Here is a 17,570-nt window from a genome sequence, read left to right on the forward strand (position 1 = left end):
AAGCCATCACTTCTTCTTCATCGAATTGGGCCCGAGCGGATGATCCGCATGCGGGTACGGAGCATGATGATGATGATGATGCCCGTGATCGTGCGAATGACCATGCCCGTGGTCATGTCCGTGATCGTGAGCATGTTGGTGATCATGATCGTGCCCGTGGCCATGATGCTCGTGGTCATGATGCCCATGGTGGTGATCGTGGTCATGATCGTGATGGCCGCAGCCGCAGTTCGGGCCGTGTTCGTGAACCGCCGGCTTGCCGCTGGAGGGAGCGTTCATCACGGCCTCCAGTCCAGCATCTGGCGCGGCATTGAGCAGATGGCCGTATTTGCCGCCGAGCGTGGTCGACGCGCCATAGTCGAAGGCAGGCGCCAGATCGTTCGGCTCCGCATGGCTGTGCACCGGCGTCCAGGGCAACCCGTGCTCCTTGCAGAATTCCGGATCGCGACAGGATGCATCGCAATCGCCGCCACACGGACAGTCCTCGAGACCGCCACCGATGCCCTCGACATGATGGTGATGGCTTTCCTGCGGCTGGCCGATATCTGCCTCGAAACCGAGGACCTGCTCCCGATACTTGCACATTTGGCAGTTCATCAGGGCGGCACCTTCGAGGATTTCCCCGACGCGATCCTGAAAGGCGTCCAGCACCAGCGGATGATCGTTGAGATAGCTCGCCTTGACGAACTGGATCTCCGGATGCCGTTCGGCAACGACATCGGTATAACTGTAGATGCGCTTCACCAGCACACCGGTAAACAGGAAATACGGGAAGACAATGATGCGTTTGTAGCCGAGCCGCGCGGCGTGTTCGAGACCCGGCTCGACCAGCGGGAAGGTCACGCCGGAATAGCAGGTTTCGCCCCAGCCGAAGCCCATGCCTTCCCAGAGCATGCGCATGACCTTGGTGGCGTTGGAGTTGGCGTCGGGATCAGACGAACCGCGCCCCACCACCATCAGCAGCGTTTCATGCTTGTCGACGAAACCAAGCGTCGCGTTCGCCTCGTCGACCGCCTCCTGGATGCGGTCCCCGGCTGCGCGGATCATTTTCAGGTCGATGCCGAGTTCCCGCCCGTAGGTGATGACCATGCCGGGGTTCTGCGCCTGATAGGTGTTGAGCACCGAGGGAATGTCGTTCTTGGCGTGTCCGGCGGCAAACAGCATTCCCGGAACGGCCAGAACCCGCGTCACGCCTTCGGCCCGCAGCTTGTCGAGACCGGCAGAAATCACCGGGTTGCAGAATTCCAGATAGCCGTATTCGACCGGCATATCGGGATTGCGCTTGCGCAAGGCTTCCGCGATTACCGCAAATTCGCGCGCTGCGTTCTGGTTGCGGCTACCGTGCCCGCACACCATGATTCCGAGTTTTTCCGCCATGAGACAAGGCCTCCCTGCTTCGTTGCCGTTCATGTACGAAGCGCCGGAACCGCGAGCGCGGTTCGCTGGCCTTGGGGACAGCTCCGGAATTGGCCCCCTGATTGGGTCAGCCGCACCGGACTATTTCCAGCCTGTCGAACAGGCGCCGTCGCACATGAGACAGAGCTTTATCGAAGGCGACATGACCGGTCAAACCCGTTTGCGCCGGATTATGTGGAGGATGCGCCGAAGGTCACAGATGCGACCGGCATTCGCCCCGCAGCGTGTTGCCCCGACTGGCGGTTTGGTGCATGACAGGACATCCCGCCGCAGCCGCAACCACAGGATCATCGTGATCGATCTCGCAGTCCAGAGCCTGGTGCTTCTCTTTCTCGCAGCTTTCATCGCCGGCTTCATCGATTCGATAGCCGGCGGTGGCGGTCTGATCACTATTCCCGCCATGCTGATCGCAGGCATTTCGCCACTCGAAACGCTTGGAACCAACAAGTTGCAATCGATGTTCGGGGCCGGTTCAGCGACCATTGCCTATGCTCGACGCGGCCATGTCGACCTGAATAGCCAGTTGCCGATGGCGGCGATGGCCGTGTTTGGCGGCGCGCTCGGCGCCGCCATCGCGACCGTCGTCCCCGGGGAAGTCCTCCGGGCGATCATGCCCTTCCTTCTGGTTGCCATAGCGCTTTATTTCGCGCTGAAACCCAACCTCCATGACGAGGACCGCAACCAACGCATGACGCCCTTCGTATTCGGGCTGACCTTCGTGCCGTTGATCGGCTTTTATGACGGCGTCTTCGGTCCCGGAACCGGTTCATTCTTCATGCTGGCATTCGTCTCGCTTGCGGGCTTCGGAGTTCTCAAGGCAACCGCTCACACCAAGCTCTTGAACCTCGGCTCGAATGTCGGCGCCTTCCTCGTCTTCCTGGCAGGCGGGGTCGTGCTCTGGAAGGTCGGCCTGCTGATGGGCCTCGGCCAGTTCCTCGGCGCGCAAGCGGGATCGCGCCTCGCCATGCGGATCGGAGCGCGACTGATCAAGCCGCTGCTGATTGTGACCTGCATCGGCCTTGCATCGAAGCTGTTGATGGACCCGACAAACCCGGTTCGACTATGGATGGGGTTCTGAGGCATCTGACAAGGGCTTGGCTCCAAGAGGGATGCGGTCTGCAACGCCTGCCTTCAGCGACAGAAACTCCCAGACGGCCACCAACAGAAGAAGTCCAGTCGCCGAAAATTGCAGCAGGAACAGTGGCAGGCTCGAAGAAACTCCCAAACCGAAAATGACAGCCGCCCCGGCGCAATGGGAGAGCGGCAGTCCCCGGCCCGCGATAAACTTGAGACCGCCCGTACCGATCAGGAAAAGCGCAGGCCCGCCCGCAATCGTGAGGGTTTCTCGCAGCCCCGCCGGATCGAATGCGTGTGAAAGGCTGAAATCCTCACCGACGGCGGTCATGACGATGCCCATCACGATTGGCAGATGGCCATAGACGAACATTACCTCCGCAACCAGTTGCGGCTTACGGGTGTTTTCCGCCTTTCTCGCCATCTTCTCCTGACCGTCGTGAAAATAGAGCCACCACATCAGGACCGTGCTTGCGAACGCGCTGCAGAACACGAAGAAGGTCAGCGGTGTCTGCATATGCTCGACTGCGGTCTTGCCCGTCGTCAAGATCGTCTCGCCCAGGCAGATGATGACGAACAATGCCGTGCGTTCGGCAAAATGCTCGCCGGAAACCCTCAGTGTTTCGCCATTAGCCCCTCGCATGAGGCCCGGCAGATAATAGTTGAAGGCCGGAGCCGCATATTCGATCAGGATCGCCACGCTCCACAGCCCTATCCTTGGCGAAGAGTCCACCATCGCGCCAGCCAGCCAGAACCCGGCGGAAAAGGTAAGCCAGATGGTCATCCTGAGAAACGTGAGGAAGACGGATCGATCGGCGTTGCGGTGGGCAAAAAGCGAAAACAGGCAGCGGCCCACCTGCATGACGGAATAGACCGAAGCAAACAACAGTCCCTTGTCGTGGAAGGCCTCCGGCAGCGCAATCGATAGCAGGATCCCGCAAAACATCAGCGCGAACAGCAGCAGCCGCACGGCGGCTCTCCGGGTGTCGAGAAGATTGGTAAGCAGCGTCGTCTGGATCCACACCCACCACAGCGCCAGAAGCAGGATTGCAGCTTCCACGATGGACATGATGCCGAAGTCTTCGGCGAATGTGTGCGACATCTGGATCAGCGCGAACACGAATACTAGGTCAAAGAAAAGTTCGGGAAAGCCTGCCTTTTCCCGGTCGGTACGCAAAAGGTCGCCCTCGTCGCTCGCCCTTCCGTCACCGGAAGGTCTGTGCTCGGTCGCGACCCTGTCCAATGTCATATATGTTTACCCCAATTCACTTTTCTTTTGGTTGAAAAACGATTGAGGTGGGGAATGGTTCCCCTTCTGGACGCGCGTGCCAAATAACCGAAGCCGCTAGGAAGAAACTAAAAAATCGCCACCATGATGGCACCCGCCCCGATCATCGCGACACCGGTCCAGGCACCAAGGCTCAGTTTCTCACCGAGGAAGATCGCGGCAAAGATTGCCACCATGACAATAGAAAGCTTGTCGATCGGCGCAACGCGGGCGGCATCACCGATCTTCAGCGCCCGGTAATAGGCGATCCAAGAGCCACCGGTCGCAATGCCGGAAAGACCGAGAAACACCCAGGTCTTTGCAGAAATGTTCGATGGAGACTGCCACTGGCCGGTCGCGGTCACGATGCCGATCAGCACCAGAAAGATAACCACAGTGCGGATCAACGTTGCGAGATCCGAATTGACGCCGGCGACCCCGACCTTTCCGAAGATTGCTGTCAGCGCCGCAAAGACCGCTGACAGGAAAGCCCAGAAAGCCCAGCTCTGGGTCATCAGAATTCGACCCCGATCTGAGCCTTGATACCCGAACGGAAGGGATGTTTGACCAGTTCCATCTCCGTCACGAGGTCGGCGATCTCGATCAGTTCATCCTTGGCGTTACGGCCGGTCAAAACGACATGGGTCATTTCCGGCTTCTCGGTCTTCAGGAACTCCACAACCTCGGCGATATCGATGTAGTCGTAGCGGATGGCGATGTTGATCTCGTCCAGCAGCACCATGGAATAGGAGGGGTCGCGGATCAGTTCCTTCGCCTTTTCCCAGGCGGCTTGTGCCATGGCGATGTCGCGCGCCTTGTCCTGCGTTTCCCAGGTGAAACCCTCGCCCATGGTGTGGAATTCGCACAGATCGCTGAAATGCCTGAGGATCAGGTCGCGTTCGCCGGTCGACATGGCTCCCTTGATGAACTGCACCACCGCACATTTCTTTCCATGCGCGATATGGCGGAAGATCATGCCGAAGGCTGCCGACGACTTGCCCTTGCCCTTGCCTGTATGGACGATGACAAGGCCCTTCTCGCCCGTCTTGGTGGCCATGATCTTCTCACGGGCCGCCTTCTTCTTCGCCATTTTCTCGGCGTGGCGGGCGAGATCGGCGGGCGACGAACCCTCAACTTCCTCGGTCATGGTTCCTGTACTCCATTCATGGTTTCGGCTCCGCGCTCGGCGAGCCGGGAAAGATCGAACATCGCCGAATTGCTGCGCGGCGTCCACAACCTGCGATCGATCGCCTCGATCAATCGTTCGGCCAGTTCCCTGAGTGCCGGCGCATTCTTCTCGGCCATGAAGTCGCGGACGCGTTCATCCATGATGAAGGCCTGATAGACCGCCTCGAAATGATGGTCGCGCACCGCGCCCGTGGTCGCGGCAAAGGCGAACATGTAATCGACCGTCGCAGTGATCTCGAAGGCCCCCTTGTAACCATGCCGCATCACACCGTCGATCCATTTCGGATTGACGACGCGGGCGCGCACCACGCGGCCGATCTCTTCCTCAAGGCTGCGGATTACCGGTTTTTCCGGTCGCGAATGGTCGTTGTGATAGACGGTCGGACGACTGCCCGCGACATGCTCGATCGCCGCCGTCATGCCACCCTCGAACTGGTAATAGTCGTCGCTGTCCAACAAGTCGTGTTCGCGGTTATCCTGGTTCTGCACGACCGCCTGTACCCGGCGAAGCCGCTCTTCGAACAGGCCGCGCTCCGCCTTACCTTCCACATCGGCCCCATAGGCATAGCCGCCCCAGACCAGATAGGCCTCGGCCAGGTCGCCGCGCTGCTCCCAGCCCTTCTCGTCGATCAGTGCTTGCAGCCCCGCACCATAGGCACCGGGTTTCGAACCGAATACCCGGTAACCGGCCCGACGCGCCGCAGCCTTGTCGTCCAGTCCTTCGGCAACGAGCTGCGCCGTCTCAGCCCTCACCCGCGCCGCAATCGGATTGTCGCCTTCGTCTTCATCCAGTGCGGCAACGGCTCGAACAGCCTTGTCGAACAGGGCGATCTGCTCGGGGAAGGCATCACGGAAGAAGCCGGAAATCCTGAACGTCACGTCCACACGCGGCCGACCGAGAATTGCCGGCGGCATGATCTCGTAGCCGGTGACGCGCCTTGAGGCCATGTCCCAGAGCGGCTTCACGCCGATCAGCGCAAGCGCCTGCGCGATATCGTCTCCACCTGTACGCATGTTGGACGTTCCCCAGGCTGTCAGCCCGAAGGAAGTGGGCCATTCGCCATGGTCCTGCACGTAACGCGCAATCAGCAATTCCGCCGACTTCTTGCCAAGCTCATAGGCCGCGGGGGTCGGAACCGCGCGGCTGTCGACCGAATAGAAGTTGCGGCCCGTCGGCAGAACATCCGGCCGCCCGCGCGTCGGCGCACCGGACGGGCCGGGCGGCACGAAGCGTCCATCGAGCCCGGTCAACAGTCCCTCGATCTCGGCCCTGCCCGACTTGACCACAGCAGGCTGCAGCCGGTTTTGAATTTCGTCGAGCACCGCCCGCGTCCGCGACCATTCCGGCGGGCATTCGAGCTCTCCTGCCACCAGCTTAGCCGCCAGCAACTCGATCCGCTCGACGGCATCGCCCTTCGTCCGCCATGGCTGGTCGGTGAGATCCGCCAGAATGTCCGGTCTTGCTCCCATCCATGGATCGGACATCACGCAGTCGAGTGGGTCGAAACCATTGGGTATACCGCTATTGACGGCACTCGCGACGTCACCCCCCTCTGGCCTGCCGGCCATCTCCCCCTCAAGGGGGGAGATCGAGGAGGAAAGCGCTCGACCATCCTTCCGGTCGGAGTCAATGGAAACCTGGCCGCCAGATATCCCGAATGGCGGTGCTTCATCCGAAGCGAGCGACCGCAGTTTATCGATCTCCCCCCCTGAGGGGGAGATGGCCGGCAGGCCAGAGGGGGGTAGACCGCCACGCGACGCCATCAACCCAGCATCAAGCGCAATCGCCCGCTGCAGGCTCTGGTCACCCCCCTCGCCCAGCCCGCGCGGCACCCGCGCCAGCGCCACGGTCAGGTCGGTGAGCAAACGTCCCTCCGGCGCAAGGCCGAAGATATGCAAGCCGTCGCGGATCTGCATTTCCTTGAGGTCACAGAGATAGGCGTCGAGTTTTTCCAGCGCGGCCTCCTCGGCCTCGCCCTTCGCAATGCCGGCGTCCTGATCGAGCCCTATATCGGCGACGAGATCGAGGATCTGTTTCTTCAGGAGCTTCAACCGTCGCGGATCGCCGCCCGAGGCCTCGTAATACTCGTCGACCAGCGCCTCTAGGTCCTTGAGCGGCCCATAGCTCTCCGCCCGCGTCAGCGGCGGCGTCAGATGGTCGATGATGACGGCCGAGGTCCGCCGCTTGGCCTGCGTGCCCTCGCCGGGATCGTTGACGATGAACGGATAGAGATGCGGCAAGGCCCCGAACACCGCCTCGGGATAGCAGTTTTCCGAAAGCGCCAGCGCCTTGCCCGGCAGCCATTCGAGATTGCCGTGCTTGCCCATGTGGACGACGGCGTGGGCATCGAACGCTCGGCGCAGATAGGCATAGAAAGCGAGATAGCCGTGCGGCGGCACGAGATCGGGAGAGTGGTAGGTTTCCTTCGGATCGATATTGTAGCCACGCGCCGGCTGGATACCCACCAGCACGTTCCCGAAGCGCGACAGCGGCAGCGCGAAACGCCCTTCGAGGAAGAACGGATCGGCCTCCGGCGCACCCCAGCGTGCCGTCACCTCATCCCGAACCTTTACCGGAAGATCTTCGAAGAAACGAATGTAATCATTTACTGAAATGGCTTCGCGGATTTCCCGCCCATCGTTCGCTGCATTGGTCGGCCCCGCCCTCAGATGCGCCATCAGCGCATCGCCATCGCGAGGCAGATCACCCACTTTGTATCCAGCCGCCTTCATGGCCTTGAGCACCTCCATGGTGCCGGCCGGCGTATCGAGCCCGACGCCATTGCCAAGCCGTCCGTCCCGGTTCGGATAGTTCGCCATCACGATCGCAACCCGCCGCTCCGCGGCTTTAGTGTTGCGCAACCGCGCCCAGTTCGCGGCAAGTTTCGCGACGAAGGCGGCGCGGCCGGCATCCGGCTCATGGGTGACGATATTGGTCTCGACCCGGGCATCGAAGCGCGCCGCTGCCTTGAAGGAAACCGCGCGCGTCATCACCCGGCCATCGACCTCCGGCAGGGCCACGCTCATGGCAAGATCGCGCGCCGAAAGCCCCTGCAAGGATTGCTCCCACGCATCGCGTGACGAGCTGGAAAACAGCGTCTGAAGCACCACCGCGCCTGCCTCGTCCAGCACGGTGGAGGCGCGCTCGCTGCCTGGAGCCGAGACCGCAAATCCTGTGGCGTTCAGCACGACGGCAGGCGACGCCTCTCCGAAGATCCGTCTGAGCGTATCAACCGAAACGGCATCCTTGAGGCTGGAGACGAACACCGGCAAGGCCGTCAGCCCCTCGGCGCGAAGCGCCTCTATCATCGCCTCGACCGGCCGCGTCTCTCCGCTCTGGACGAGAGCGCGGTAGAAGCAGATGGCGGCGATGGGTACGGTTACACGTTCAGTTGCGGCACCCCCCTCTGGCCTGCCGGCCATCTCCCCCTCAAGGGGGGAGATCGGATGGGGCGGCCTTTCCGCTCCAACTTCCGCGGGAGAAGTTGCGTCACCGAAAGCCGACGATGCGGCAGCGGCTGAGGTCGCAGATGCCTGCCGCGAGTCGATCTCCCCCCTTGAGGGGGAGATGTCCGGCAGGACAGAGGGGGGTATCTCCGAATGCGACGCAACAGCCCCGGAATTTGTCTCCACCGGCTCCGAATGATTCGAGGCGGCTTTACGCGATGGAGAATGAACGCCCGCAGCTTCCCGCCATTCCTCGACCCCGATCACACCCCTGCCCGGCCACCAGACCCCGGCCTTCAGCAAGGGCGAAGCCGGCTGTGGTCTTTCGCCAAAGCCAATGAGAGACATGGCATAGTCGACAAAGGCGGACGCATTCGCCGCGCCCCCCTCAACCAGATAGGACCAGAGCGTATCGAGATCGTCGGCCGCTACGGTCGAGAACGCAGAGAGCCCCGCATCCGGCTTGTCGTCGCCTGGCAGAACAGCGATTGCGGCTCCCGACCGGCGGGCGCAGGCATTGAGCGCCTCCAACGCGTAGTGAAAATAGCTAGCCCCTCCGAGCGCCCGGATGACGATCAGCTTCGCATGCCGCGCGGTCCGCTCGACATAGGTATCGACCGACATCGGATGCTTCAGCTGCATCAGGCTGGCCAGCCGCACGCTCGGACCGCCCGCCCGCGCTGCAACGGCGGTCGCGATTGCGGCAAGCTCGGTATCGGCGGCGGACAGGAAAAGGATATCGCCCGGCGTCTGGCCGAGGTCTATCGCCTCCTCGCCGTCGCTGATCGAACCTTTCTGGGCTAGCAGGAGATGCATCGGTATTGTCCTACGAGGGCAGCGTCATCGGCACCCAAGCCTTACGAAGCCGCCTTTTCGACAGCCTCTACCACGGCCGCATAATCCCACTCGTGTAGGCCGATGACCACGAGACGCGTTTCGCGCTTCTCGCTAGCCCCCCACGGACGGTCGAAGTAGGTGTCCACCCGCGAGCCGACGGCCTGGATGACGAGGCGCATCGGCTTGCCCGGAACATCAATGAAGCCCTTGAGACGCAGCACGTCATGGGTTGCGATCACGTCCTTCAACCGCTCGACGAAATCGGCCGGATCGGCAATTGCTGGAAGCTTCATCACAAAGCTTTCGAATTCGTCATGGTCGTGATGATGGTCATGGGCTTCGCCGCTTGCATGCAGCGCCTCATGTTCCAGTTCGTGATGAGACTTGCGGTTCTCGATGTCGTCTTCGGTGCCTGCGCCGAGACCGAGCAGCACGATAGCCGGCACATCGCCGTTCTTCGCCTCGATCAGGGTCGGCTTGCGCGCGATCCGCTCGGCTACTTCCGCACGCACCCGGGCCACGCCCTCGCCGTCCAGAAGATCGGTCTTGTTGAGCACGATCAGGTCGGCGCAGGTGAGCTGGTCCTCGAACAGTTCCTCGATGGGGCTGTCGTGGTCGAGGCTGTCGTCGGCCTCGCGCATGGCGTCCACGCGGTCGTGATCGTCAGCGAAACGGCCGGCGGCGACGGCCGCGCTGTCGACCACCGTCACCACGCCGTCGACGGTTACCCGCGTGCGGATATCCGGCCAGTTGAAGGCGGCGACCAGCGGCTGCGGCAGGGCAAGGCCGGACGTCTCAATGACAATGTGGTCGGGCTTCACGTCGCGCTCGAGAAGCTTCTGCATGGTCGGAACGAAATCGTCGGCGACCGTGCAGCAGATGCAGCCATTGGTCAGTTCGATGATATCGTCCTCGGTGCAGTTCTCCGCGCCGCAGCCCTTCAGCACATCGCCATCGACGCCGAGATCGCCGAATTCGTTGATGATCAGCGCGATCTTCTTGCCGCCTGCATTCATCAGCATGTTGCGGATGATGGTGGTCTTGCCGGCGCCAAGAAAGCCGGTGATGACGGTTGCGGGGATCTTTTCCTGGAGCATGGTTCAACCCTTCATTTTCAGCGGCAGTCCGGCCGCGATGAAATAGACTTCGGCCGCATGTTGCGCGACCAGTTGGTGAAGACGACCTGCATGGTCGCGAAATTCGCGCGCCATGCGGTTTTCCGGCACGATGCCGAGACCGACTTCATTGGAAACGAGAACGAGACGCGAAGAGAGGCCGGTAACGGCCTCGACCAGTTCCGCCGAACGCATGGCCACGTCGTCTTCCGCCATCATCAGATTGGTGACCCAAAGCGTCAGGCAATCGACCAGCACGACGCGGCCGGGACCGTCGATCCGGCGCAGCAGGTCGGCGAGCTCCACAGGTTCCTCATGGGTCGTCCAGCCCTCGCCACGGTCGGCGCGGTGTTTGGCGATCCGCTCGCGCATCTCGTCGTCATAGGCCCGACCCGTCGCGACATAGTGCCGATCGAGACCCGAGCCCGTCGCCAGCCCTTCGGCAAAACGGGATTTGCCGGACCGCGCGCCGCCAAGCACGAGGATGGAAGAACCCTGCACCGTCATCGCTTGAACCCGGAGACAACAAACGGAGCCGCAGCAAACCGCCCAGGCTGCCCAGCAACTGTCGTCATGTGGAATCGAAACATCTCGGCCACTTCCCGAGACGCTATCCCCGGGAGCATCATGCAATGCGCCGATGCGCGGGATCTGGAGACCCCGCTTCTGGATGACGTCGCCACGACAACCTCCGTGCTGGCAACAAGGGGATCCTCCCCCGAAGGTGTGGGCCAATGCCCGGCACGGTTGGCAGGTCTCCTGGCTCGCGGGTCGTGGCGCTTGTTGCACCAGCGGATATTCCTCACCTTCCCGAGGGTCGATGCTGCGCGAAAGGGGACGATTCGTAGATGATAGAGGCGTCCGCCCTGGCTGATCGCGCAGCCCCTCAGTGGCTTTTCCGGCCCCGCTCTTCTTCCGGACCGGCTGCACCATGCAACCGTCATCCATCGAAAATGGCACCGGACGGAATACCCTCGCCGCTCTACAGTCGCGGGGTCGGCTGCGATTGACGGTCCCGATCTGGGTCACCGCTGTCGCATTCCCTTTTGCTTTTCAATCCACCGGCAGGCGGACATGAAAACCATCCGTATTCCATGTGATTAGGCTCGTGACCGGCCAAAGTCAATTATGCGATTCCGGCGACGGGACAACGTGACCGGCAGATAGGAACGCGGCACCTGGAGTAAAGGTTCTGAGACTCAATTGCCAAGCCTGATCGTCCCGCTGGCACCATCCTCGGGATTGATCCTCGTTGCGGCAGGATTGGGAACGACGACCGGGGCAACGGGCATCTCCGGCATCACGGGTTCCGGCGGATCGTTGACGAACTTGGTCATCATCGTGCGCGGCGGGCGCACCACCTTGCGCAGCGAGGGATTGACCAGCGAGAAGGCAAAACGGATGCGGGCGGAAATCTCCTCGGCAAGGCTTTCCTCCGCCATGCCGGGTGCATCGGTCGTCCCGCTGACGTTGAACGTGCCCTCAGCCACCGGCTCGCCGGTTTCGAGCGAAACGGCCGTCGTGACGAACCGGGCATTGGGAATGCCGCGACGGGCGCCGAAACCTGTTCCGACTTCCTCGATCCGCACCAGCATTGCCACGCGCTGGGCGCCGGCGGGTGGCCGCGTCGAGGCGACCGCGGCGGAAACGCGACGGTCGACCCCTCGGATGACACCGAGCGGTACGCCGGCGTCGGCCATCACAGTGACTTCCCGCACGTAGTAGACAAGCGGTCTTGTAATCGGCCGTCCCTGAAAAATGCTGCAGGATGCAAGCGCCACAAAAAGCAGCAGCGCAAAGCTGAACCTGAAGATCCGTGCAAGCATGTGAAACGTCCCGACCGATGATTCCCTGTCATCGTCAGGATTTCACTTTTATGGTTAGCGGTCGGTTAACTTGCCGGCCGAAGGGAGGCAAACAACGCCGTGGCGGCAACCATTTCCTCGAAGCGTTTTTCGCGACGGGCCTGCGCCTCGGCATCCGTACCCCAGTGTTCGTCCGTCCAGTCCTCGTCGAGATGGGCGAGCGACCAGACCTCGTCGCGGCCAAGCCGCCCATGGGCAAAGGCAAGCGCCAGAAGCGCCGAACCGGTCAACGTCGTGACAACATGCAGACAAGCGAGATCGATCGCGCCGGCAAAGGGACGCAACGCCTCGGAATAGGCGGAAACGGCCTCTTCCGGCTGCTCCTGATGGATGATGCCTTCCGCAAGAATGAAGCGGGCGCCATGCACCGAGGCCACCCAGTCGATAACCGGGTCCCAGCGATCCGACTGGCGGGCAACGAGTTCCTGCGGTCCATCGGCGCGGTAGCACAGCATGTCGGTGCCGGAGAAACGGACGATATCGGCAAAGACCTCGTCCTCCTGCCCGGCAATCGCATCGATCGCCGTATTGGCAAGCCGGGTCACCGGCATCGTCGCCGGATCGATCTCCTGCGCCTGCGCCCGCCACTCCTCAGCCACCAGTTCGGCGGCTGCCTGTGTCGGCAGGCGAAGGACGTTCTTGCCCGGGGTCTTCACCGTGCGCCCGTCCAGACGAACGGCGAAACCGCCCTCCTCCGGCTCCACGGAAACAGTATCGTAGAACCGCTTGGCCAGCGGCCGCTTCATCTGGATCTGGGCGCGGCGCACCGGATCGGCATCACTGAGTTCGGTTCCGAGGTCGCTCAGAATATCACGCATGGTCAATTATCCCTGATGGATGTAGCTCAGGATGGTCTCGGGCCGATCGACCACCGCATCCGCTCCAGCCTTCCACAAATCATCGACGGAGGCATAGCCCCAGGAGACACCGATCGCGGTAGCGCCCGCAGCCTTTGCCATCTGCATGTCGTAGATGGCGTCGCCGATGACAACCGTATCCGACGGCGCGATTCCTGCCTCGTTACAGCATTCGCTGACCATGGCCGGGTTCGGTTTGGACGGGCAATCGTCCGCCGTGCGGGTGACGAAGAAATGAGGCGTGTAACCATGCGTTTCAAGCACGAGATCGAGGCCACGCCGCGATTTACCCGTCACCCCACCGATCAGGACATCTTCACGCGCGACGAGCTTTTCGATGAGTGGTGCGATTCCGTCGAACAATGGCTCGCGAAAGTCGAGATCCTTGCGGACAATAGTGAAGAGGCTCTTGTAGTGAACGGCCATCTGCACAGCCTCGTCATCGACATGCGGTTTGCCCTGAAGCCGCGCAATCGCGATATCGAGCGTCAGACCGATAATGCTCTTGGTCGCCTCGAACGACGGAGCGCGATGCGAAAACGCCTCGAATGTACGCCGCATTGTCTCGTGGATCAGGCCTGCGCTGTCTACCAGCGTTCCATCGAAATCGAATAGTACAAGCTTCATTCCATGCCCCTCACTCGTCGTCATCCTTGTTGCCGTCTTCCTGATCGAAGCCGAGCAGGTTCCAGCTCTGCACCATGTGTGGCGGCAGCGGCGCGGTCACCTTCAACCGTCCGCCGGAGGGATGCGGAATGTCGATGTGGCGGGCATGCAGATGCAGACGCTTCTGGATGCCGCCCGGAAAGTCCCAGTTCGGATCATCTATGAAATATTTGGGATCGCCGATGATCGGATGGCCGATGTGGAGCGCATGCACGCGCAGCTGATGGGTACGGCCGGTATAGGGTTCCATTTCCAGCCAGGCGAGATTCTGCGCGGCGGTGTCGATCACGCGATAGAAGGAAACGGCGTGGTCGGCCCCATCCTCGCCATGCTTGGCGACCCGCATGCGGTCGCCTTCATCGGTCTGGTCCTTGACCAGCCAGGTCGAGATCTTGTCTTCGTGCTTGCGTGGCACACCCTTCACCAGAGACCAGTAGGTCTTTTTGGTATCGCGCTCGCGAAACGCCGCAGTCAGCTTCTGCGCGGCACCGCGCGTGCGTGCGACCACCAGAACACCGGAGGTATCGCGGTCGAGGCGATGCACCAGCCGCGGCTTCTCGCCCTTCTTGTTGGTCCACGCCTCCAGCATCTTGTCGATATGGCGGGTAAGTCCCGAACCGCCCTGAACGGCGAGACCTGCCGGCTTGTTGAGAACGAACACCTTGTCGTCTTCATGCAACAGCATGCGCGACAAGAGTGCGCCGTCATCGGAATGCTTGAGGTCATGTGATCCGATCGGTCCGGCCTTCACCTTGAGGTCGACATCGAGCGGAGGAATGCGCACCACCTGTCCCGGTTGCACGCGGCTGTCGGTCTTGACGCGGCCGCCGTCGACCCGGACCTGCCCGGAGCGCAGCAGTTTCTGCAATGCGCCGAAGCCGAGGCCCGGAAAGTGCACCTTGAACCAGCGGTCGATCCGCATGCCCGCCTCATCGGCGTCCACGATGATGTGTTCGATGCCTGCCATTTGAATATATCTTCCGGTCGTTCGGGCGTCTGATGCGCCACTATCGTTCTCGAAAGCGCTTTAGAGCATTTCGATTGAAGATGGAAACAGGAAAACCGGCCGCGGCTACGCTCAGAGCACCGAGCGCATCAGCAGCATGCCCGCAACCGTCGCGGCGATCGATACGACGATGGAGCTGGCAAGATAGACGAAGGAACTGAAGGCTGCTCCCCGCTCGAAGAGCGATACCGCATCCAGCGCGAAGGCCGAGAACGTCGTGAACCCGCCGAGAAAACCGGTGATCAACAGCAGCCGGAGATCCGCCGAGCCCCCGAAACGAGCCACGATCAGTTCCGCCAGCACGCCGATGCCGAAACAGCCCACGACATTGACGGTCAGTGTCCCCCACGGAAAAGAAGACCCGAGCAGCTTCATGGCGCCGAGCCCCACAACATAACGAAGAACGGAACCGACGGCTCCACCGGTCGCAACGAGCACGATTTGCATCATGCTCTTGTCCTAGCGTCTCACCCCGCCTGCGTCCAGTCCGGCGAGCAGCGGTTTTTCAGGCCTTCGCAGCTGTCAGGAATTCGTCGGTAAAATGCTGGAGCGCAGGCCAGTCGGTAAACTCGTGGACCTGCTTCGTATCGGTCGGCGCTCCCTCGCGTTCTGCCAGACGCTTGGCCATCCAGCGCTTGAAGAAATCGTATTCGGTGTAGCGCAGAGCTCCGGCAGCGTGATGCACCATGCCCGGCACCCAGCCCGTCTCGGCCATCAACGCGTCCGGAAAATGCATTGCCTCCTCGCGTTCGTCCGCATATTCACTGCGAATGAACAGTGAAACCGATACGAAGGCGCTTGGAACACTCTTCAGCCAGTCCCTTTCCCTCTGAACGAAATCGATGAAGGGCACCGGATAGCGTCCGGCATGAATGGGAGCGCAAAGGATGGCAGCCTGCGGGTGATCGACCCCGAATTCGGCGCCCGTCACCACATTGAACAGCACCGCCCGATCCCCGGACTTTTCAATCTGTGCGGCAATCGTCTCGGCAATCTTGCGCGACTGCCCCTCGATGCTGACGTAGCCCACGAGGATTATCATGTTTCAGTCCCTCCCTTTGAAACACACCTGCGAACCGGAATTCCGTCCGAGGAAATGTCCAAATCAAATAATTACACACGCCTCCGATTTCTGTCGGAAAATGACATATCGCCACACATTTGCAAAGCACCGACTGAGAAGCGCGGCATCGCGCCGCTATCCGGCTCAGGGCGGATCCAAGCGACTGAAAAATGACGATATTATTTACGTCAGGCGATCGAATTACGCACCACGGCATAGACAAGATAGCAGGAATTCCGTCTCGATCCGAACATTACTTACATTTTTAATATAATATACGGGTTTACTTAAACAGGGGCTCAACGAAAATGCGACAATATTCTTCGATAGTCGTATTTTGGTGATGAGCATGGTACAGGTTGTTACGGTTTCGGCGAACACCGCCGCATATGCGATGGAACCCATCAAACCGCCACAAAGGGTTTCGCGTAGTACCTATGTTGAAGAATATGCACGTGAAGTGAGGGAGCGCGCGGAAGAAAGCAACGACTTTCGCCTGCGTGCCCTCGCAAACATCGTTCAACCGCCCGCGCTATCCCTTTTCTTTCTCTCAGCCGGTCAGAGGCGGATCGAGCAGGCAACGCTTCGGGAAGCGATCGAGGCATACAAGAACTCGGCATATTGAGCGAATACGCGGGAAGAGCGTTCTGACACGAAAAGGCCGCGCCGGTCCACAGCGCGGCCTTTTATCTTTGATTGGCGAAGGCCGTTACTCTTACTTGCCCTTGGCCGGACCAACCGGCAGCACAATCTCAACCGTGCCTGCTTTCTCGAAGGTCAGCTTCACTGGAACGCTGCCACCTTCGACAAACGGGTGCTTGACGTCGAAGAACATCATATGCAGCCCGCCGGGTTTCAATTCGACGGTCTGGCCCGCAGGAACCGGAATACCGTCGTTCAACTGGCGCATCTTCATGACATCGTTGACCATCGCCATTTCATGAAGCTCAACGCGGCCTGCGACAGGAGATTCCGCCGAGACCAGACGGTCATCGGAAGAACCGGCGTTCTTGATAATGACGAAACCGCCACCGACAGGCTGGCCAGGCAGCATGGCCTTGGTGAACCCCGCCGAAAGCTCGATATCGCCGACTTTTGCAGCCTCCATCGTACCGGGGTCGGCCCCGGCCATGCCGGAACCGTCCATGGCCCCGTGGCCATGCATGTTGTGCCCCTGCATGTCATGGCCGGCCATACCGGGCATGGTGTCGTCACCGGCGGCAACCTTGATAACCGGAGCGGGGCTCTTCAAGGAATGCGGATCAACGCCGGGAGCAGCAATTTCATCCCAGGCAACCTTTCCGTCCTTACCGCAAAGCTGGATCGTCTTGAAGGCGAGGCTTCCGCCGGCCTCGATGCCACTCACCTTACCTCGGATTGCAAAGGTATCGTAGAACTCGTCCGGCAGGTCGCCGCCCTTCCAGCGGATCTCGACCGGGCCGGAAGTCACCTTCTTGCCGTGGTCGTCATAGGGTTTCTGGTAGTCGCCCTTGATGACCTCCAGTTCCCAGCCGGCCTTGGGCTGAGGTTTGGCGAAAACGAAACCTTCAGGCAACGTCACCTGCACCTCATTTGTGGCCTTGCCATCGCAACCATGCGGTATCTGCAGGACGGCAACGAAATAGGACTCTGGCTTGACCGGTTCATTGGCAAAGGAAGCATGCGCGAACGCACCGCCGGCGTAGAGGGAAGCGATCGCGGCCGTGCCGAGCGAAAGAAGTTTTTTCATGTCTGGTCTCCTGACCGGCACGGTCCCTGCCCTTGGCGGA

Annotated in this window: 16 protein-coding genes and 1 riboswitch; of the genes, 2 read left to right on the forward strand and 14 right to left on the reverse strand. The window is 61.1% G+C overall.

Features of this window, described 5'->3' with window-relative positions; genetic code table 11:
• Window positions 1-6 precede the first annotated feature (6 nt).
• Complete coding sequence (locus tag H4I99_RS03920) at window positions 7-1,377, reverse strand: sirohydrochlorin chelatase (protein ID WP_163899318.1); 1,371 nt, start codon at window positions 1,375-1,377, stop codon at window positions 7-9.
• A 331-nt stretch (window positions 1,378-1,708) separates the two neighbouring features.
• On the opposite strand from H4I99_RS03920, the gene H4I99_RS03925 reads away from it, so the two are divergent.
• On the forward strand, window positions 1,709-2,494 hold the full coding sequence (locus H4I99_RS03925; RefSeq protein WP_186663244.1) for a TSUP family transporter: 786 nt from the start codon (window positions 1,709-1,711) through the stop codon (window positions 2,492-2,494).
• On the opposite strand, the gene H4I99_RS03930 is transcribed toward H4I99_RS03925, so the two are convergent.
• From H4I99_RS03930 to H4I99_RS03985, 12 genes are all read right to left on the reverse strand, one after another.
• A complete protein-coding gene (locus tag H4I99_RS03930) occupies window positions 2,477-3,739 on the reverse strand; it encodes a low temperature requirement protein A (RefSeq protein ID WP_163899322.1) in 1,263 nt (420 codons plus the stop codon). The genes H4I99_RS03925 and H4I99_RS03930 overlap by 18 nt on opposite strands.
• A 107-nt stretch (window positions 3,740-3,846) precedes the next feature.
• Window positions 3,847-4,272 carry an EamA family transporter gene (locus H4I99_RS03935; RefSeq protein ID WP_163899323.1) on the reverse strand — a complete coding sequence of 142 codons (426 nt, stop codon included), beginning with the start codon at window positions 4,270-4,272 and terminating at the stop codon, window positions 3,847-3,849.
• The gene (cobO, locus tag H4I99_RS03940) at window positions 4,272-4,904 is read right to left on the reverse strand and encodes a cob(I)yrinic acid a,c-diamide adenosyltransferase (RefSeq protein WP_163899325.1); all 633 of its coding nucleotides are present in this window, start codon (window positions 4,902-4,904) and stop codon (window positions 4,272-4,274) included. Before cobO ends, H4I99_RS03935 begins: the two co-directional genes overlap by 1 nt.
• Window positions 4,901-9,208, reverse strand: coding sequence for a cobaltochelatase subunit CobN (gene cobN, locus H4I99_RS03945; protein WP_163899327.1), 4,308 nt, complete (start codon window positions 9,206-9,208; stop codon window positions 4,901-4,903). The genes cobO and cobN overlap by 4 nt, the downstream gene beginning before the upstream one ends.
• Before the next feature lie 41 nt (window positions 9,209-9,249).
• Window positions 9,250-10,326, reverse strand: coding sequence for a cobalamin biosynthesis protein CobW (gene cobW / locus H4I99_RS03950; RefSeq protein ID WP_163899329.1), 1,077 nt, complete (start codon window positions 10,324-10,326; stop codon window positions 9,250-9,252).
• Window positions 10,327-10,329: 3 nt separating this feature from the next.
• Entirely contained in the window at window positions 10,330-10,851 is a 522-nt protein-coding gene (gene cobU / locus H4I99_RS03955) for a bifunctional adenosylcobinamide kinase/adenosylcobinamide-phosphate guanylyltransferase (protein ID WP_163899331.1), read from the reverse strand.
• Between the two features lie 225 nt (window positions 10,852-11,076).
• Window positions 11,077-11,445: riboswitch (cobalamin riboswitch) on the reverse strand.
• Between the two features lie 98 nt (window positions 11,446-11,543).
• The gene (locus H4I99_RS03960; protein WP_163899333.1) at window positions 11,544-12,170 is read right to left on the reverse strand and encodes a hypothetical protein; all 627 of its coding nucleotides are present in this window, start codon (window positions 12,168-12,170) and stop codon (window positions 11,544-11,546) included.
• 65 nt (window positions 12,171-12,235) lie between these two features.
• On the reverse strand, window positions 12,236-13,027 hold the full coding sequence (locus tag H4I99_RS03965; protein WP_163899335.1) for an ATP12 family chaperone protein: 792 nt from the start codon (window positions 13,025-13,027) through the stop codon (window positions 12,236-12,238).
• Between the two features lie 6 nt (window positions 13,028-13,033).
• Window positions 13,034-13,693 carry an HAD family hydrolase gene (locus H4I99_RS03970; protein ID WP_163899337.1) on the reverse strand — a complete coding sequence of 220 codons (660 nt, stop codon included), beginning with the start codon at window positions 13,691-13,693 and terminating at the stop codon, window positions 13,034-13,036.
• A 10-nt stretch (window positions 13,694-13,703) separates the two neighbouring features.
• Window positions 13,704-14,699, reverse strand: coding sequence for an RluA family pseudouridine synthase (locus tag H4I99_RS03975; RefSeq protein ID WP_163899338.1), 996 nt, complete (start codon window positions 14,697-14,699; stop codon window positions 13,704-13,706).
• A 111-nt stretch (window positions 14,700-14,810) separates the two neighbouring features.
• Complete coding sequence (gene crcB, locus H4I99_RS03980; RefSeq protein WP_163899340.1) at window positions 14,811-15,188, reverse strand: fluoride efflux transporter CrcB; 378 nt, start codon at window positions 15,186-15,188, stop codon at window positions 14,811-14,813.
• A 55-nt stretch (window positions 15,189-15,243) separates the two neighbouring features.
• Complete coding sequence (locus H4I99_RS03985; protein ID WP_163899342.1) at window positions 15,244-15,780, reverse strand: flavodoxin domain-containing protein; 537 nt, start codon at window positions 15,778-15,780, stop codon at window positions 15,244-15,246.
• Between the two features lie 370 nt (window positions 15,781-16,150).
• On the opposite strand from H4I99_RS03985, the gene H4I99_RS03990 reads away from it, so the two are divergent.
• Window positions 16,151-16,426: a hypothetical protein gene (locus H4I99_RS03990; RefSeq protein WP_163899344.1), complete on the forward strand. Its 276-nt coding sequence runs from the start codon at window positions 16,151-16,153 to the stop codon at window positions 16,424-16,426.
• Window positions 16,427-16,516: 90 nt separating this feature from the next.
• On the opposite strand, the gene H4I99_RS03995 is transcribed toward H4I99_RS03990, so the two are convergent.
• The gene (locus H4I99_RS03995) at window positions 16,517-17,530 is read right to left on the reverse strand and encodes a DUF1775 domain-containing protein (RefSeq protein WP_163899346.1); all 1,014 of its coding nucleotides are present in this window, start codon (window positions 17,528-17,530) and stop codon (window positions 16,517-16,519) included.
• Window positions 17,531-17,570: the final 40 nt, after the last annotated feature.

The organism is Paenirhizobium daejeonense, assembly GCF_014280875.1.
GTDB lineage: Bacteria > Pseudomonadota > Alphaproteobacteria > Rhizobiales > Rhizobiaceae > Allorhizobium > Allorhizobium daejeonense.

What these genes read in the sequence shown, in the direction of transcription:
- H4I99_RS03920 (WP_163899318.1), bottom strand. Translation starts at nt 1,377, where the DNA reads ATGGCGGAAAAACTCGGAATCATGGTGTGCGGGCACGGTAGCCGCAAC.
- cobW (WP_163899329.1), bottom strand. Translation starts at nt 10,326, where the DNA reads ATGCTCCAGGAAAAGATCCCCGCAACCGTCATCACCGGCTTTCTTGGC.
- H4I99_RS03930 (WP_163899322.1), bottom strand. Translation starts at nt 3,739, where the DNA reads ATGACATTGGACAGGGTCGCGACCGAGCACAGACCTTCCGGTGACGGA.
- H4I99_RS03960 (WP_163899333.1), bottom strand. Translation starts at nt 12,170, where the DNA reads ATGCTTGCACGGATCTTCAGGTTCAGCTTTGCGCTGCTGCTTTTTGTG.
- H4I99_RS03975 (WP_163899338.1), bottom strand. Translation starts at nt 14,699, where the DNA reads ATGGCAGGCATCGAACACATCATCGTGGACGCCGATGAGGCGGGCATG.
- H4I99_RS03990 (WP_163899344.1), top strand. Translation starts at nt 16,151, where the DNA reads ATGGTACAGGTTGTTACGGTTTCGGCGAACACCGCCGCATATGCGATG.
- H4I99_RS03995 (WP_163899346.1), bottom strand. Translation starts at nt 17,530, where the DNA reads ATGAAAAAACTTCTTTCGCTCGGCACGGCCGCGATCGCTTCCCTCTAC.
- H4I99_RS03970 (WP_163899337.1), bottom strand. Translation starts at nt 13,693, where the DNA reads ATGAAGCTTGTACTATTCGATTTCGATGGAACGCTGGTAGACAGCGCA.
- cobO (WP_163899325.1), bottom strand. Translation starts at nt 4,904, where the DNA reads ATGACCGAGGAAGTTGAGGGTTCGTCGCCCGCCGATCTCGCCCGCCAC.
- cobU (WP_163899331.1), bottom strand. Translation starts at nt 10,851, where the DNA reads ATGACGGTGCAGGGTTCTTCCATCCTCGTGCTTGGCGGCGCGCGGTCC.
- H4I99_RS03965 (WP_163899335.1), bottom strand. Translation starts at nt 13,027, where the DNA reads ATGCGTGATATTCTGAGCGACCTCGGAACCGAACTCAGTGATGCCGAT.
- H4I99_RS03935 (WP_163899323.1), bottom strand. Translation starts at nt 4,272, where the DNA reads ATGACCCAGAGCTGGGCTTTCTGGGCTTTCCTGTCAGCGGTCTTTGCG.
- H4I99_RS03985 (WP_163899342.1), bottom strand. Translation starts at nt 15,780, where the DNA reads ATGATAATCCTCGTGGGCTACGTCAGCATCGAGGGGCAGTCGCGCAAG.
- cobN (WP_163899327.1), bottom strand. Translation starts at nt 9,208, where the DNA reads ATGCATCTCCTGCTAGCCCAGAAAGGTTCGATCAGCGACGGCGAGGAG.
- crcB (WP_163899340.1), bottom strand. Translation starts at nt 15,188, where the DNA reads ATGATGCAAATCGTGCTCGTTGCGACCGGTGGAGCCGTCGGTTCCGTT.